Origin of the sequence: Actinoplanes sp. CA-030573, assembly GCF_050951115.1 — a bacterium.
In the GTDB taxonomy this organism is placed as follows: Bacteria; Actinomycetota; Actinomycetes; order Mycobacteriales; family Micromonosporaceae; genus Actinoplanes.
Window position 1 is genome coordinate 2,640,316 of record NZ_CP192038.1, and the last position, 16,614, is coordinate 2,656,929.

At 75.7% G+C, this 16,614-nt stretch carries 9 protein-coding genes; 7 read left to right on the plus strand and 2 right to left on the minus strand.

Features of this window, described 5'->3' with window-relative positions:
- Positions 1-35: 35 nt before the first annotated feature.
- On the minus strand, positions 36-824 hold the full coding sequence (locus ACQP2F_RS12270) for a maleylpyruvate isomerase family mycothiol-dependent enzyme (protein WP_433303537.1): 789 nt from the start codon (positions 822-824) through the stop codon (positions 36-38).
- A gap of 81 nt (positions 825-905) precedes the next feature.
- Between ACQP2F_RS12270 and ACQP2F_RS12275 the strand changes: the two genes are divergently transcribed.
- The 3 genes from ACQP2F_RS12275 to ACQP2F_RS12285 are packed head-to-tail and all read left to right on the plus strand — an operon-like array spanning position 906 to position 6,428.
- Positions 906-1,967, plus strand: coding sequence for an SAM-dependent methyltransferase (locus ACQP2F_RS12275; RefSeq protein ID WP_433303539.1), 1,062 nt, complete (start codon positions 906-908; stop codon positions 1,965-1,967).
- Complete coding sequence (locus tag ACQP2F_RS12280; RefSeq protein ID WP_433303541.1) at positions 1,964-3,403, plus strand: amidase; 1,440 nt, start codon at positions 1,964-1,966, stop codon at positions 3,401-3,403. The genes ACQP2F_RS12275 and ACQP2F_RS12280 overlap by 4 nt, the downstream gene beginning before the upstream one ends.
- 13 nt (positions 3,404-3,416) lie before the next feature.
- A complete protein-coding gene (locus tag ACQP2F_RS12285) occupies positions 3,417-6,428 on the plus strand; it encodes an AAA family ATPase (protein ID WP_433303542.1) in 3,012 nt (1,003 codons plus the stop codon).
- Between the two features lie 3 nt (positions 6,429-6,431).
- Here the strand turns inward: ACQP2F_RS12285 and ACQP2F_RS12290 are convergent, their stop codons facing one another.
- Positions 6,432-6,788 (minus strand): nuclear transport factor 2 family protein, encoded by a 357-nt coding sequence (locus ACQP2F_RS12290; RefSeq protein ID WP_433303544.1) that lies wholly within the window; start codon positions 6,786-6,788, stop codon positions 6,432-6,434.
- Positions 6,789-6,892: 104 nt separating this feature from the next.
- Between ACQP2F_RS12290 and ACQP2F_RS12295 the strand changes: the two genes are divergently transcribed.
- The 4 genes from ACQP2F_RS12295 (at position 6,893) to ACQP2F_RS12310 (ending at position 16,573) form a co-directional block, all read left to right on the plus strand.
- Complete coding sequence (locus ACQP2F_RS12295) at positions 6,893-9,922, plus strand: ATP-binding protein (RefSeq protein ID WP_433303546.1); 3,030 nt, start codon at positions 6,893-6,895, stop codon at positions 9,920-9,922.
- Positions 9,904-10,302, plus strand: a complete 399-nt coding sequence (locus ACQP2F_RS12300) for an SRPBCC family protein (RefSeq protein WP_433303548.1) — start codon at positions 9,904-9,906, stop codon at positions 10,300-10,302. Before ACQP2F_RS12295 ends, ACQP2F_RS12300 begins: the two co-directional genes overlap by 19 nt.
- A gap of 97 nt (positions 10,303-10,399) precedes the next feature.
- The gene (locus ACQP2F_RS12305) at positions 10,400-15,730 is read left to right on the plus strand and encodes a GH92 family glycosyl hydrolase (protein ID WP_433303549.1); all 5,331 of its coding nucleotides are present in this window, start codon (positions 10,400-10,402) and stop codon (positions 15,728-15,730) included.
- A gap of 42 nt (positions 15,731-15,772) precedes the next feature.
- A complete protein-coding gene (locus tag ACQP2F_RS12310) occupies positions 15,773-16,573 on the plus strand; it encodes a GNAT family N-acetyltransferase (protein WP_433303550.1) in 801 nt (266 codons plus the stop codon).
- Positions 16,574-16,614: the final 41 nt, after the last annotated feature.

Below are 16,614 nucleotides of genomic sequence, written 5' to 3' on the forward strand. Positions count from 1 at the left end.
GCCGGCGCCCTGGGGGAGCGCCGGCCCGGCCGCGGTCAGAACCCGGGGAAGATCACGCGGAGCTGGTCGAGACCGATGTTGCCGGTCACCTCGACGCCGGCCGGGGTGTGCTCGGGGCCGAGCCGGCCGACCAGCAGCCGCAGGGCCGCCTCGAGCGGGCCGGTGAAGGTCGCGGTCGCCGCGCTGGGCTCGACCGACAGGCGGGGACGGTCGTCGAGGACGATCCGGTACGGGGTGCCGGCGATGTCGATGACGGCGGGCTCGCGTACGTGCTCGGTCTTGGTGATGAAGCCCAGGTAGAAGCTCAGGCCGCCGCTCAGGTGCTCGGCCAGCAGCTCGGCCGCGCCGTCGGTGAGGGCCGCTGCCGGGTCGGTCGCGACGCGGATGTCCCAGCTGTGGTGGGCCACCTCGCTCAGCCGGGTGGCGGCGAACGAGGCCAGCGGGATCGGCTGCGGCAGCCAGCCGGGGTTGACGGCGATCTCCGCGTGCCGCTCGGGCGCCACCGCCTCGAGCGCCGCCACCAGCTTCTCGTCCGACTCGATCGCCCGGCCGGCCTGCTCCTCCGGGCTCATCGCGTTCCAGCGGTCCCAGACGCTCTCGTTGAAGCCGGGGCCCGGCGCCTCGGCCTCACCGACGCCGGCCCGGAAGGTGGCGAGCGTGATCTCGGCGCCGCTGCCCAGGTGGGAGAAGACCTGGGCCGCCGTCCAGTCCGAGCAGCCGGACGGGCCCTTGAGCTGGTCGGGGGAGAAGTCGGCGGCCGCCGAGGCGAGGACCTCGTGCTCGGCGCGCAGGGCCGCGATCGTACGGGCAGCAAGGGTTGTCATGACCATGAGCTTAGGTCGGCGTTCCAGCCGGGTGCTGGAACCGTTCTCGCGCCCTCCGGGTAAACGGCGAGAGGAGTGGCCATGGAAGAGACGGCGGAGAGGGAGCGGCAGATCGGCGCGTTCGCGCAACGGGTGCTGGCCGACGGGACCGCGTCGATCACGATCGTCACCGCGGCGATCGGCGACCGGCTCGGCCTGTTCCGCGTGCTGGCCGAGTCGGGTCCGGTGACGGCGGAGCAGCTGGCCGGGCGCGCGGGCATCGTCGAGCGCTACGCCCGCGAGTGGCTGTCGGCGATGGCGGCCGCCGGCTACCTCCGGTACGACGCGGCGGGCGAGACCTTCGTGCTGCCCGAAGCGCACGTCCCGGTGCTCGGGCGGGAGGACACGCCGGCGTCGCTGGGCTCGATCCTGCAGTGGATGCTCGGCGTCGCGCCCGCGCTCGATGCGGTCGCGGACGCCTTCCGTACGGGTGCGGGCGTGCGATCCGGCCGGTACGGGCCTGATCTGGGGCCCGCCATCGAGCGGCTGGGCGCGCCGGCGTACGTGAACGCGCTGGTGCCGGTGTGGTTGCCGGCGATGCCCGCGGTGCCGGCGGCGCTGCGCGAGGGCGCCGCGGTCGCCGACGTGGGCTGTGGGGCCGGGCGGGCGCTGATCGAGCTGGCGCGGGCGTTCCCGGCGTCCCGCTTCGCCGGCTTCGATCTCGACCCCGAGCAGGTGGAACGCGCCCGGCAGAACGTGCAGGCGGCCGGCGTCGACGACCGCGTCCGGATCGAGCGGTCGCCGGTGGACGCCGGCCCGTACGACCTGATCTGCACGTTCGACGTCGTGCACGACGCGGCCGGGCCCGAGGAGCTGCTGCGGTCGATCCGGTCGGCGCTGCGGCCCGGCGGCGTCTACCTCTGCGGCGAGATCGACGCCGGAGCGGCACTATCCGACAATCTGAACCCGCTCGGCGCCCTCTACTACGGCGTGAGCCTGCTCTACTGTCTATCCGTGTCCCTCGCGGCCGGCGGTCCTGGCCTCGGCAGTCTCGGGCTGCCCGAGCCGGTGCTGGCGGAGCTGTGCGAGCGGGCCGGCTTCGGCGCCGTCCGGCGGCTGCCGGTCGGCGACCCGTTCCACGCGCTCTACGAGGTCCGGCCGTGATCACGCGGGAGACGGCGAGCCGGCTGGCCGCCCGCCTGCGCCGCCGCGAGATCGCCGCCCGTGAGCTGCTCGAGGAGTACCTGAGCCGGATCGACCGGGACGGCCCGCGGCTGAACGCGGTGGTCACCGTCGACGCCGAGCGGGCCCGGCAGGAGGCGGCCGCGGCCGACGAGGCCGCCGCCCGGGGCGAGATCCTCGGTCCGCTGCACGGACTGCCGATCACGATCAAGGACAGCATCGAGACGGCGTCGATGCGCACCACCTGCGGTGTGCCCGAGCTCGCCGGCCATGTGCCGGAGCGGGACGCGACGGCCGTGGCCCGGCTGCGCGCGGCCGGGGCGATCGTGGTCGGCAAGACCAACACGCCGGCCTGGGCCGGCGACGCGCAGACCTACAACGAGGTCTTCGGCACGACGAACAACCCGTGGGACCCGGCCCGCTCGCCGGGCGGCTCCTCCGGCGGCCCGGCGGCGGCCGTCGCGGCCGGGCACAGCGCGCTCGACCTGGGCAGCGACCTCGGCGGCTCGATCCGGATGCCGGCCGGCTACTGCGGCATCCACGGGCTGCGGCCGTCGTTCGGCCTGGTGCCCACCCGTGGTCATCTGCCGCCGCCGCCCGGCGCCCGCCAGGAGATCGACATGGGTGTCGCCGGGCCGCTCGCCCGCGGCGCCGAGGACCTGGAACTGGCCCTCGACGTGCTGGCCGGGCCGGACGAGCAACGCGCGGTCGCCTGGCGGCTGTCGCTGCCGGCGGCGAGGGCCGACCGCCTGAGCGGCTACCGGGTCGCGGCCTGGCTGGACGACGCGTACTGCCCGATCGACGGCGCCGTGCTGGAGGTGCTGCGGGAGACGGTCGCCGCCCTGCGGGCCGACGGCGTCAAGGTCGACGACCACACCGGGCCGGTGGAGCTGCGGGAGTCGGCCGACCTCTTCCAGCGGCTGGTGCAGCCGTTCGCCGGGATGGGCCTCGACCGGCGCGAGTTCGAGGAGCTGACCGTCCTGGCCGGGTCCGGGGCCGACACGCCGCGGGCCCGGTGGGCCCGGCACGTCACGGCGCCGGCCCGGGACTGGGGCTTCGCCCACGAGCGGCGCCTCGCGCTCACCGCGGCGTGGGCGCGGATGTTCCGCGACTACGACGTGCTGCTGTGCCCGGTCACGCCGACCACCGCGCTCCGGCACGACCACGGGCCCGACCCCGACGCCCGGCGGATCGTCGTGAACGGCGACCCGGCGCCGTACTGGAGCCAGGTGCGGTGGGTCCAGGCGATCTCCCTCGCCGGCCTGCCGGTGGTGGCGGCGCCGGTCGGGCTGTCGGCCGCGGGACTGCCGGTGGGGATCCAGGTGGTGGGTCCCTACCTCGAGGACCGTACGGTGATCGACTTCGCCGTCCGGCTGGCCGCCGTGACCGGTGGCTACCGGCCGCCGCCGCTGCCCTGAGATCGGATGTGCCGTGCTGTTCGGCCGTGAGCATGCCGTCACCCTGGTTCGCCGGGCCCTCGCCGAGGTGTCCGGCGCGGGCGGCCGGCTGCTGCTCGCGGCCGGCGAGGCCGGCGTCGGCAAGACCGCGCTCGCCGCCGAGCTGCTGCGGGCGGCGCCCGGGCACGGCGTGCTGGTGAGCTGGGCCGCGTGCCGGGCGGACGCCGGCGCGCCCGCCTACTGGCCGTGGGTGCAGGCCCTGCGCGGCCTGTCCCGCCGGCTCGACTTCGAGCCGGCCGGCGCGACCGGGGACGCCGACGCGGCCCGGTTCCGGCTCTTCGACCACATCGCCACCCAGCTCGCCGAGGCCGCGGCCGCCCGACCGGTCGCGGTCGTCCTCGACGATCTGCACTGGTGCGACGAGTCCTCCCTGCGGGCCTTGGCGTTCGTGGCCGACCGGGTGCGCACCGCACGGGTGCTGCTGTTCGGCACGTACCGGGAGGCGCAGGCGCCGCCGCGGCTGGTCGACCTGGCCCGGTCCGCGCAGGTCGTCCAGCTCGGCGGCCTGGACGAGCCGGACGTGGCCCGGCTCATGGCCGACGTGGCCGGCGCGGCTCCGTCGCCGGAGCTCGCCCGCGCCGTCCGGCGGCGCACGGGCGGCAACCCGTTCCTCACCCGCGAGGTGACCCGGCTGCTGGTCAGCCGGGGTGAGCCGGGCCGGCTCGACGACGTCCCGGACGGTGCGCGGGTGGTGCTGGGGGAGCGGCTGTCGCTGCTCTCGCCCGCCTGCGCCGGCCTGCTGGGCGCGGCCGCCGTGCTCGGCGCCGAGGCCGGGCTCGGCGTGCTGTGCCAGGTCGCGGGCCTCGACCCCGGCGACGCCGTCGTGCTCGTCGAGGAGGCGGTCCGCGCGGGCGTGCTGGTCCGGCCGCCGGCCCCGGCCGGGCACGTGCGGTTCGCCCACGACCTGTTCCGGGACACCGTGGTCGAGGCGATGGCGCCGGACGACCGGGCCCGGCGGCACCGGGCGGCGGCCGGGGCGTTGCGCGACGACGGGGCGCCCGCGGCCGAGGTGGCCTTGCACTACCTGCGGGCCGGGCCGGCCTGCGCCGCCGAGGCGGCCGAGCTCTCCCGGATCGCCGGCGAGGAGGCGGCGGCAGGACTGGCCTACGAGGACGCGTGCGGGCACTTCGCCCGGGCGCTGGCCGCCGGGGGCGGACCCGGCCTGCCCGGCCTGCCCGGCCGGTCCGGCGGGTCCGCCCTGCCCGGCGGGTCCGCCCGGCCCGGCGGGTCCGCCCGGCCCGGCGGGTCCGCCCGGCCCGGCGGGTCCGCCCTGCCCGGCCGGCCCGGCCTGCTTGTCCGGCTGGGCGACGCGCAGTACCGCGCGGGCCGGTCGGACGAGGCGCGGTCCAGCCTGCGGGCCGCCGCAAACGAGGCCCGCGCGGCCGGTGACGGCACGACCCTGGCCGCGGCCGCGCTCGGCCTCGAGCGGCTGGGGGTGCGCGCCGGCACCCGGGACGCCGAGCTCGACGACCTGCTCGCGGAGGCGGCCGCGGCGCTCGAGCCGGGGCATCCGCGGCTTCCCGAGGTGCTGGCGGCCCGCGCCCGCACCCTGCACCACGGCCGGCTCGGCGCCGACCCGGCCGACGTCACCGGCCTGGCCGCCGAGGCCGTGCGGCTGGCGCGGCGGCGGGACGACCCGGCCACGCTCGCCGGCTGCCTGCTGGCCCTGCACGACGCCCGGTGGCGTCCCGGATCCGCGCGCGACCGGCTGCCGATCCTCGACGACATGGCCGGGGCGGCCCGGCGGGCCGGCGACGAGGAGCGCATCGCCCAGGCGAAGCAGCTGCGTGCGGCCGCGCTGCTGGAGCTGGGCGACCCGCGCGGCGTGGCCGAGCTGGCCGAGTACTGCGCGCTGGCCGACCGGCTGGGTCATCCGCGGGCCCGATGGAACGCCCTGACCCGCCGCGCCACGCTGGCCCTGGCCACCGGTGACGCGGCCGCGGCCGAGCGGCTGGTCGTCGAGGGCCTCGCGCTCGGCGCCCGGATCGGCGAGCCGGACGCGATCGGGCTGGCGAACACCCAGGCGTTCGCGCTCATGCTGCTCGGCCGCCCCTGGCCCGACCTGGGCGAACCCGCCACCGTCTACGGCCGGCGCCACAACCCGGTGCTGGCCGCACTGAGCGCGCACGTCCGCGGCGACCGCCGGGCGGCCGCCGCCATCCTGGCCGGCTACGACCTGGCCGACGCGCCCCGCTCGCACGACCCCGAACCCCTCGTCTTCACCGCCTTCATGCTCGCCGAGTACGGCGACGAGAAGCAGCGCCGTCAGGCGTACGAGGCGTTGCTGCCGCTGGCCGGCACCCATTCGGTGGTCGGGGGCTGCGCCTCCTACCAGGGCGCGATCGACCACCACCTGTCGCGGCTCGCCCCGGCGGCCGGAGACGCCGGGCGGCACGCGGCGGCCGCGGTCGCGATGTACGACCGGCTCGGCGCCGGGCCCTGGGCCGGGCTGCTCGCCGGGCGGGCCGCGGTCTTCCGCCGCGAGGGGACGACGTGGGTACTCGGCTTCGCCGGCGAGACCGTGCACGTCCCGGACGCGAAGGGCCTGCACGACATCGCGGCGCTGCTGGCCGTGCCCGGTCGCCCGGTGCACGTGCGGACGCTGCTCGGGTTGCCGGCCGCCACCGGCGCCGATCCGGTGCTCGACGAGCGCGCCCGGGCCGAGTACCGGGCCCGGCTCACCGCGCTCGACGACGAGCTCGACGAGGCCGCCACCCACCACGATCCGGAACGGGAGAGCCGGGCCCGCACCGAGCGGGACTTCCTGATCGCCGAGCTCGCCGCGGCCACCGGGCTCGGGCGGCGCCCGCGCCGGCTCGGCGACGAGAACGACCGGGCGCGCAAGACGGTCACGGCCCGGATCCGGTACGCGATCGCCCGCGTCCGGGAGGTCCACCCGGTCCTGGCCGATCACCTGGACCGGCACGTCCGGACCGGGACCGAGTGCCGGTACCGGGCGGACCCCGGGCCCGGCTGGGAGCTCTGAGGCTCAGCCGTCCCAGACCTGGGTGGCGGTCTGGCTCGTGATCCGGCCGTCCGCCAGCCGCGCCACGGTCACGCACAGCACCTTCGTACCGTCCGGGTAGCGGCAGTTCTGGGTGAAGGCCATGCCGTCGGCGGTGATGACCGCGTCGCTGACCTCGTGCGCCATGTTCCGGCCGCAGACGTCGCGGTAGTACGCGCCGATCTCCTCGGCGGAGGCGAACACCAGCGGCGACGACGGCGGGTGATCGCGGTCGACCAGGGTCAGCACGGCGTCGGGGTGGTACCAGGCGGTGATCGTGGCGGCGTCGCGGGACTCGATGGCGTGGGCCAGGGTGCTGATGTCGGGAACAGTGGTGGTCATCGGAGGCTCCTTTCCGGGCCGTTTCCCCGGAGGTTGCCCGGTGCTGCGTCGGAACACCGTCAACGCAGCGTCAAAGCCGGACCGGGCGGGCCTACGCTGGGTCAATGTTGCGGCTCCGGCTGCTCGGAGAGATGACCGCGCGGTACGGCGACCGGCCGCTCGCGATGCCGTCGAGCGAGCGGGCCCGGGCGCTGATCGGCTGGCTGGCGCTCCACCCCGGCCTCCACCCGCGATCGACAGTGGCCGCCCGGCTGTGGCCGGACAGCCCCGCGGCCGGTGCCCGGGCCAGCCTGCGGACCGCGGTCTGGGCCGTGCGGCAGTCCTGGGGTCCGGCGGCGGCCGGCCTCGTGACCACCCGGCAGGAGATCGGGCTGCCGGCCGCCGGGGTGTGGGTGGACGCGCTGCACGACACCGGCGCCGAGTACGACGGGGAGCTCCTGCCCGGGATCGGCGACGACTGGGCCGAGCAGGCCCGCCGGGACTATCACGACCGGTTGCGCGGGTGGCTCACCCGGCTGGCCGAGCGGCCGGACGGCGACACCGTGCGGTACGCCCGGCGGCTGACCCGGCTGGACCCGCTGGACGAGTCGGCGCATCGGCTGCTGCTGGAGAAGCTGGTCGAGGCCGGTGACGCGGCGGGGGCGACCCGGGCGGCGCGGGAGTTCACCGAGCGGCTTCGCGCCGAGCTCGGCGTCCGGCCGTCGCCGCCGACCCGGGCCGTCCACGCGCGCCTCGCCGGTCCCGTCGCGGCGCCCGAGCGGCCGGCGCTGTTCGGCCGGGCCGAGCCGGTCCGCCGGCTGACGGATCTGTGGCGGGCCGCGGCCGCCGGCGCCGGTCAGGTCGTCGTGCTCACCGGCGAGGCCGGCATCGGCAAGACCAGCCTGCTGGCGGAGGCGGTGCGCCGGGCCGAGCGGGCCGGGGCCCGGACCGCGGTGGGCGCCGGTTCGGACGTGGTCGGCGAGACGCCGTACGGGGTCTGGCTCGATCTGGCCCGGGCGCTCGTCGCGACCGCGGCCCGGCCGCCCGCGTCGGCCGCCTGGCCCGTCGAGCTGAACCGGCTGGCGCCTCAGCTCGGCGCCCGGCTGGGCCGGCCCGGTGATCCGCCCGCCGTGCGCGCGCCGGAGCTCGAGCGGCTGCGGGTCTTCGAGGCGATGCTGCGCCTGGTCGAGTGGTCGTGCGCCGACCGGCCGGCCTTGCTGGCCATGGACGACGCGCACCGCGCCGACCGGCCCAGCCTGCGGCTCATGGCGCACATCGGCCGGCGGGTGGGCCGGTTGCCGATCCTGCTCGTCCTCACCCGCCGGGACCAGCCGCCGCGCCCGGAGCTCGACGCGGTGCTCGGCGACCTGGCCGGGCGCCGGGTGCCGGTCACCGAGCTGACCATCGGCCCGATCAGCGACGCCGAGGTGGCCGCCCTGGCCGCCCGGCTGGTGCACGACGAGACCTCGGTGCGGCAGGTCGTCGCGGCGGCCGAGGGCAACCCGCTGCTGGCCGTGGAGAGCGCCCGGGTGCTGTCGTCGGGCGGCGCCGGGCCGCCGCCGAACCTGCGGCATGCGATCCGGGCGACGGCCGGGCTGCTGCCGCCCGCGGCGCAGAGCCTGGTCCGGCTGCTGGCCACCGCGGGCCGGCCACTGTCCAGCGCCGAGCTCGACCGGCTGGGCGTGGACGACGTCGGCGCGGCCGAGCAGAGCGCCGGCGCCGCCGGGCTGCTGGTGCGCCGCGAGGGACGGCTGGGCTTCCGGCACGAGCTGTTGCGGGAGGCGGTCTACGCCGATCTGCCCGGGCCGGAACGGTTGCACGAGCGGGTGGCGGCGGCGCTGGACCCGGCCGACCACGCCGGCATCGCGCGGCACCTCGACCGGGCCGGCCGGCGGACCGAGGCGGCCCGGTCGTGGGCGGCGGCGGCCGCGTTCGCGCGGACGGTCGGCGCGCTGTCCGAGGCGGCCGCGTTCCTCGAGCGCGCGCTCGCGCTCACCCCCGGCGACGGCCGGCTGTGGCTGGAGGCCGAGGAGATCTGGGCCTGGCTGAACCGGCGCACCGAGATGGAGGCCGCCTGGTCGCGGGCGCTGTCCCACCTGGACCGGGCGGATCTGCCGCGGGCCTGGTGCCGCCGGGGACGGCAGCTGCGCACGGTGGTGTGCCATCCGGAGGAGTCGCGGCGGGCGTACCTGGCGGCCCGGGACGCCTCGCCCGGTGGCGCCGACGCCGAGACGCTGATCGGGCTGGCCTGGGGCGAGGCGGTGGCCGGCGACCCGGCGGCGGCCGAGTCCCTGCTGGCCGAGGCCGAGTCCCGACCGGAGCCGCTGCCGGCCGAGGCCGCCGAGGACATCGTGGAGATCCGGATGCAGGGCCGGATCCGGCAGGGCCGGTTCGCCGACGCCGTGGCCCTGGCCCGCCGGACCGGCCCGGTCACCACGCCGGGCCGGGCCTATGCGGTCTGGGTGAACGCCGCCTGCGCCCTGTGCTGCCTCGGCGACTACGACGGGGCGCTGGAACTGGCCGACCGGGCGGTGGCCGCCACCGAGCCCATCCCGCCGCTGCTGATCAGCTGCCTGGCCGGCCGGGCGCACATCCTGGCCCGGCTCGGCCGGCACGCCGAGGCGGCCGCGACGGCGCAGCGGGAGCGGGACCTCGCCGACCGGCTCGACCTGCCCGCGCTGGCCGCGGTGGCGGCGCACGACGCCGGGCTGGTCGCGCTGGCCGGTGGGGACCCGGCCGAGGCGGCCCGGCTGCTCGGCGCCGCGCTGGACGCCGGGGCGGCGGTCAGCCGGCCCACCGCCGGCCTCCACCGGGCGGAGGCGCTGGCCCGGCTGGGCGATCCGGAGGCGGCCACCGCCGCGCTGCGGTCGGCGCTGCTTGAGCCGGTCAGCCGGGCCGACCAGCCGTGGGCGCTGGTGCCCCGGGTCGCCTGGGTCCAGGCCCTGATCGCCCGGGCCCGCGGCGACGAGCCGCTGGCCCGCCGGCGGTTGGCCGAGTCGGCCGCCGGGTGGCGGTCGATGCCCGCCGGAGCGTCCGCCGAGGGCTACACCGCGGCCCTGCTCGATCTCGGCCGTCCGCCGGTGGCCGGGCTGGTCGAGCCGCGGCGGGAGCTCGAACGCATCGAGGAGGAGCTCAGATGCCCGGCTTCACCCTGACCGCGCACGCACACGCCCCGGTCGAGGAGGTGTGGAAGCTGCTGCACGACCCGGCCCGGTTCCCGGAGTGGTGGGCGGGGGTGGACAAGGTCGCCCCCGGCCCCGGCGGCGAGTACACAATGTGGCCGGACGGCTATCCGGACTTCCCGATGCGGCAGCAGATCGCCGAGGACCGCGCGGGCGGCCGGGTCGTCATCTCCTGCCTGGTCTCCGACCTGTCCTTCGTGTGGCGGCTGCGAGCCGACGGCGACGACACCGACATCGACGTCGAGGTCGGCATCCCCGACCGGGAGGCCCACCGGCTCCCGGCGCAGCGCGAGATGGTGAGCGACTCGCTGGCCGCGCTGACCGCCCTGGCCGAGGCGTTCCCGGCCGACTAGGCCGGGCACGTTTCCCGGGGATTTCCGGCGCATTTCTTGACAACGTTGTCAGGCCGGAGCGAAGCTGACGATCTCCGATCTCCCCCTGGAGTTGCGCATGAAGGTGCCCGGCGGCTCGCTCGCTGCCTCACTCCTGCTGATCCCGGCCGCCCTGCTGGTCGCCCCGCCCGCGGCGAACGCCGCGGCCCGGCCCGGCGACTTCGCCTCCTCGTTCGAGACCGCCCAACCGCAGCCCGCGGTGAGCACCGCCGAGACCGACGCCAAGGGCGACCCGATCCAGGGCAACCTGACCGGCTCGTTCCGCGCCGGGCTGCCCGGGAGCGTGCTCGACCAGGTCACCGCCGTGACCGCGAGCGCCGAGAACGCGCCGAACGAGACCGCGGTCAAGCTCGAGGACAACGAGTCGGCGACCAAGTGGCTGGCGTTCAGCCCGACCGGCTGGGTCGCCTACCAGCTGGCGAAGCCGGTGACGGTCGTGAAGTACTCGCTGACCTCGGCCAACGACGCGCCCGGGCGGGATCCCCAGGACTTCACGCTGCAGGGCTCGGCCGACGGCGCACAGTGGACCGACCTCGACCGCCGCACCGGGCAGAGCTTCGGCGGACGCTTCGCGACCAACACCTACACCTTCACCAACACCACGCCGTACGCCTACTACCGCCTGGATATCACGGCCAACTCCGGTGACTCGATCGTGCAGCTCGCCGACTGGGACATCAGCGACGGCACCGACGTGCGGCCGCCGGCCACCCCGATGGTCAGCGTGGCCGGGTCCGGTCCCGTGCGCGGCGCCAACATGCTGCCCAGTGCCGGCTTCACCGGGGTCGCCTCGCTGCGGTACGCGGGTGGCGCCGAGGCGGACGGCCGCTCGTACGCGACCGACAAGCTCTTCGACGTGAACATCCCGGTCGGGCCGAAGTCGCGGCTGAGCTACCGGATCTTCCCCGAGCTGACCGGCGAGGACCTGCAGTACCCGTCGACGTACGCGGCCGTCGACCTGCATTTCACCGACGGCAGCTACCTCAGCAAGCGGTCCCCGGTCGACCAGCACGGCTACCCGCTCACGGCGGCCGGCCAGGGCGCGTCCAAGGTACTGTTCGCCGACGAGTGGAACGCGGTGCAGTCGGACATCGGCGCGGTCGCGAACGGCAAGACGATCGACCGCATCCTGCTCGCGTACGACAATCCCGGCGCGACCGCCGCCACCCGCTTCCAGGGCTGGGTGGACGACCTCACGGTGACCGGGACGCCGGCGGCGATCGACGGCCGGACCCTCACCAACTACGTCGACACGCGCCGCGGCACCAACGCCTCCGGCTCGTTCTCCCGCGGCAACAACCTGCCGATCGCGGCGGTGCCGAACGGCTTCAACTTCCTGACGCCGGTCACCGACGCGAAATCCGATTCCTGGGAGTACATCTACCAGCGCGACAACAACGCGGCCAACCTGCCCGAGCTGCAGGGCCTCGCGATCTCGCACGAGCCCAGCCCGTGGATGGGCGACCGCAACCAGATGTCGGTCATGCCCGGCGCCCAGCCCCTCGCGTTCAGCCACGACGACGAGATCGCCCGCCCCGACTACTACCGGGTGAAGCTGCAGAACGGCCAGACCGCGCAGATGTCGCCGACCGACCACGGCGGCGTGATGCAGTTCGGCTTCCCGTCGGCGACCGGCAACAGCCTCGTCTTCCAGAACGGCACCTTCGCCATCGGCGCCGACGGGAGCGTCACCGGCTGGGTCGACAACGGCAGCGGCCTGTCCGCCGGCCGTTCCCGGATGTTCTTCGCCGGCACCTTCGACCGGGCGCCGGCCGCGACGACCGCCACCACGGCCACCTTCGACGCCGCGACGGTGACGCTGCGGTTCGCGACCTCGTTCATCTCGCTCGACCAGGCCCGGCGCAACCTCGGCCTCGAGGTCACCGGCAAGAGCCTCGACCAGGTGCACGCGGCGGCGACCGCGGCCTGGACGGACCGGCTGGGCCGGGTCGAGGTGACCGGCGCGACCGAGACGCAGCTGGTCACGCTCTACTCCAACCTGTACCGGCTGAACCTCTACCCGAACTCGCAGTCGGAGAACACCGGCACCGCGGCCGAGCCGCACTGGCAGTACGCGTCGCCGGTGTCGGCGCCGACCGGGACGTCGACCCCGACCACCACCGGCGCCAAGCTCGTCGACGGCCAGATCTACGTCAACAACGGGTTCTGGGACACCTACCGCACGGTGTGGCCGGCCTATTCGCTGCTGTACCCGGACATCGCCGCCAAGATCGCGGACGGCTTCGTCCAGCAGTACCGCGACGGGGGCTGGATCGCCCGCTGGTCGTCGCCCGGCTACGCCGACCTGATGACCGGCACCAGCGCCGACGTGGCGCTGGCCGAGGCGTACCTCAACGGGGTCAAGCTCCCCGATCCGCTCGCGGCGTACGACGCCGCGGTGAAGGACGCGACGGTGGCCTCCGGCCGCAGCGCGGTCGGCCGCAAGGGCATCGAGACCTCGCTGTTCCTCGGCTACACGCCGACCACCACCGGCGAGTCGGTGTCGTGGGCGCTGGAGGGCTTCATCAACGACTACGGCATCGGCAACATGGGCGCGGCGCTGGCCCGGGACCCGGCCACCCCGCGCGCCCGGCGTGCGCAGCTCCGGGAGGAGTCGCGGTACTTCCTCGAGCGGGCCCGCAACTACGTCAACATGTTCGACGCGAAGACCAAGTTCTTCCAGGGCCGCGACGCGTCCGGCACCTTCCTGCAGGGTGACCCGCTCGACTGGGGTGGCGTCTACACCGAGACCGACGGCTGGAACTACGCGTTCACCGCGCAGCACGACGGGCAGGGCCTGGCCAACCTCTACGGCGGCCGGGACGAGCTGCGGAAGAAGCTCGACCAGTTCTTCGCGACGCCGGAGAAGGCCGACCACCCCGGCGGGTACGGCGGGACCATCCACGAGATGCTGGAGGCGCGCGCCGTACGGCTCGGCCAGCTCGGCATGAGCAACCAGCCCTCGCACCACATCCCCTACATGTACGACTACGCCGGCGCCCCGGCCAAGACGCAGGCCATCGTGCGGGAGATCCTGCAGCGGCTCTACGTCGGCAGCGAGATCGGGCAGGGCTACCTCGGCGACGAGGACAACGGCGAGATGTCGTCCTGGTACATCCTCAGCTCGCTGGGCCTGTACCCGCTGCAGAACGGCTCGGACCACTGGGTCATCGGCTCGCCCCAGTTCAGCCGGATGACGGTGCATCGCAAGTCCGGTGACATCGTGGTGACGGCCAGGAACAACAGCACCAGGAACGTGTACGTCCAGAGCGTCACCGTGAACGGCCGGAACCAGCGGAGCACGTCGGTCGACTCGTCCGCACTGCGCCACGGCGGCACGATCGAGTTCCGGATGGGCCCGGATCCGTCGTCGTGGGGAACGCCGCCCACGTCGCTGACCAAGGGCGACGACGTGCCGAAGCCGCTGCAGGACACCACCGGCCCGGGCCTCGGCACCGCCACCGCGACCGGCGGCCAGGACGCGTCCCGGCTGTTCGACGACTCGTCGGCCACCCAGCTGACGTTCACCTCGGCGACACCGCAGGTCACCTGGGCCTACCGCGGGGGCAAGCAGGCGCCGACCTACTACACGCTCACCTCCGGGGCCGCCGCCGGCGATCCGGCCGACTGGAAGCTGCAGGGCTCCCGCGACGGGATCACCTGGACCACCGTGGACGCCCGCAGCGGCGAGACGTTCGCCTGGCGCAACCAGACCCGGCCGTTCCGGATCGACCGGCCCGGGCGCTTCCAGCAGTTCCGGCTGGTGGTGAGCCGGACCGCGGGGGCCGCCTCGGCGAACCTGGCCGAGATCGAGCTGCTGGCCGGCGGGGACGTCCAGCTCGGCGGCGGCGCGGTCACCGTGACCGGCGCGGCCACCGTGCCGGCCCGCTCGGGCGTGGCGGTGCCGGTGCCGCTGGCCACCGTCACCGGCGGCACGGCCACCGGCTACCGGGCCACCATCGACTGGGGTGACGGCTCGGCGCCGACCGTGGGGACGACGGCGCTCAGCTCGCGCGCCGTCTACCGCGTGAGCGGCTCCCACACGTACGCGAAACCGGGCTTCTATCAGGCCTCGGTGACGGTGACCGACGGGACCAGCCAGGATTCGGCCACGGTCGGCGTCGAGGTGAGCTATGCGCCGGAGAACGGGCTGGCCGCCGCGTTCGACACCGTCTGCATCGGCGACGACGGCGTGCTCGGGGCGAACTGCGACGCCAAGATGTGGGCCTACTCGCGGGCCGCACTCGCGGCGGCCGGCGTCACCCAGGGCAAGCCGGTGACCGTACCGGGAACCGCCCTGCAGTTCACGCTGCCGTCCGTCCCGGCCGGTCAGCCCGACAACGCGAGCGGCAACGGCCGGACGATCGCGCTCGACCTGCCCGCCGACGCCAAGGCCATCGCGTTCATCGGCGCCGGCACCCAGGGCAACCAGAGCACGACCGGCACGGCCACGTTCAGCGACGGCAGCACCGCGTCGATCCCGATCCAGCAGAGCGACTGGACACTGGGCGGCAACCCCGGCGGCACGCCGTCGTACGGGAACATCGTCGTCGCCAAGTCGGCGTACCGCCTGCACGGCACCGACCGGGACAGCGCCCAGCCGTTCCTGTTCGCGACCGCGCCGTATGCGATCCCGGCGGGCAAGACGCTGGTGTCGGTGACCCTGCCGGCGCAGACCGGTGACCCCGGCTCGATCGGCCGGATCCACGTGTTCGCCGTCGCCGACGACGGCACGCCGCGGGCCCCGCTGACGCTGACGGCGCCGGCCGGCCAGACCGCCACCGCCGGGCAGGAGCTCGCCGCCGGCCTCGGCACGGCCTCCGACGGCGCGGCCGAGGCCCGCGTCCAGTGGGGCGACGGGACGGTGCCGGCGGACGCCACGGTCTCCTCGACCGGGGCGATCACCGGGACGCACACCTACGCCCAGCCCGGCACCTACACGGTGCACGTCACGGCCTGGGACACCCGGTCCAGCGCCACCGCCACGTTCACGGTCACGGTGGCCAAGGCGGCGGTGGCGGCGGCGACCGTCACCACGGCCGGCCCGGTCCTCGCGCCGGCCCGCCCGGCGTACCGCCCGCAGGCGACGTTGTCGGTCTCCTCGGGCCCGCGCGGCACGGCGATCACCGTCGACGGCACCGGCTTCGCCCCGAACGAGACCGTGACCTGCACATTCGGCGCCGGTCTCACCGCCGCTTCCGGCGCGGGCCGCATCGCCGCTTCGGGCGCGGGTCTCACCGTCACCACGCTCCGGGCCAACGCCGACGGCGTTCTCTCCGGTGCGACGGTGAGCGTGCCGGGCTCGGCCACACCGGGCGACACCAGCGTCACCCTGTCCGGCGCCACCTCCGCGACCGCGGTCACGCAGCCCTTCGAGGTCACCGGGTAACGCCCTTGCACACGAGGGCCGGCGCTCCTAGCGTCGGCCCTCGTGGCGTCTCTGTTCTGCGACACCGTGCTGGCCGCGCGCATCGAGCGGGCGGAGGCGGCGTTCATGGCCGCCTGCGCCGGGCCGCACGGCTTCTCGCTCCCGGTCGCCGGCGGCACGGCGACCTACGCCGGGCCCGGTTCGCCCTTCAACAAGGTGGCCGGGCTGGGCTTCGAGGGCCTGCCTGCGTTCGGCGACATCGAGCGGGCGTACGCGGCGGTCCGCTGCCCGGTGCAGGTCGAGGTCTCCACCCTGGGCGACCCCGAGATCGGCGCCCTCCTGACCGGGCGCGGCTACCGCCTGATGTCGTACGAGAACGTGCTCGGGCGGTGGCTGACCGACGTCCCCGCGTTTCCGCCCGATGTGTGCCGCAACGCCGGTGCGGACCTGCAGACCTGGCTCGACGTGGTGGTCGAGGCGTTCCTGAGCGAGGATACCGAGGGCGTCGCGTCGCACGAGCATTTCGACCGGGCGGCGCTGGAGGCGGCCGAGCGCACCCAGGCCGCCACCGCGTGCCGCTACCTCGCCTGGCGCGACGGCGTCCCGGCCGGCGGCGCCGCCTTCCGCACGGCCCCCGGCGGCGTCGCCCAGTTCATCGGCGCGGCCACGTTGCCGGCGTTCCGCCGTCGCGGGGTGCAGACGGCCCTGCTGGCCGCCCGGCTCGCCGACGCCCGGGCGGCCGGCTGCGACCTCGCGGTGGTCACCACCGGGCCCGGCACCCGGTCGCAGCGCAACGTCCAGCGGGCCGGCTTCCAGCTGCTCTACACCCGGGCGGTGCTCGTCCGCCCGGCGGCCGCGGCGTAGCCCCCTTCGGCCCCTTTGCTCTGCTCACCTATACGCGCGGG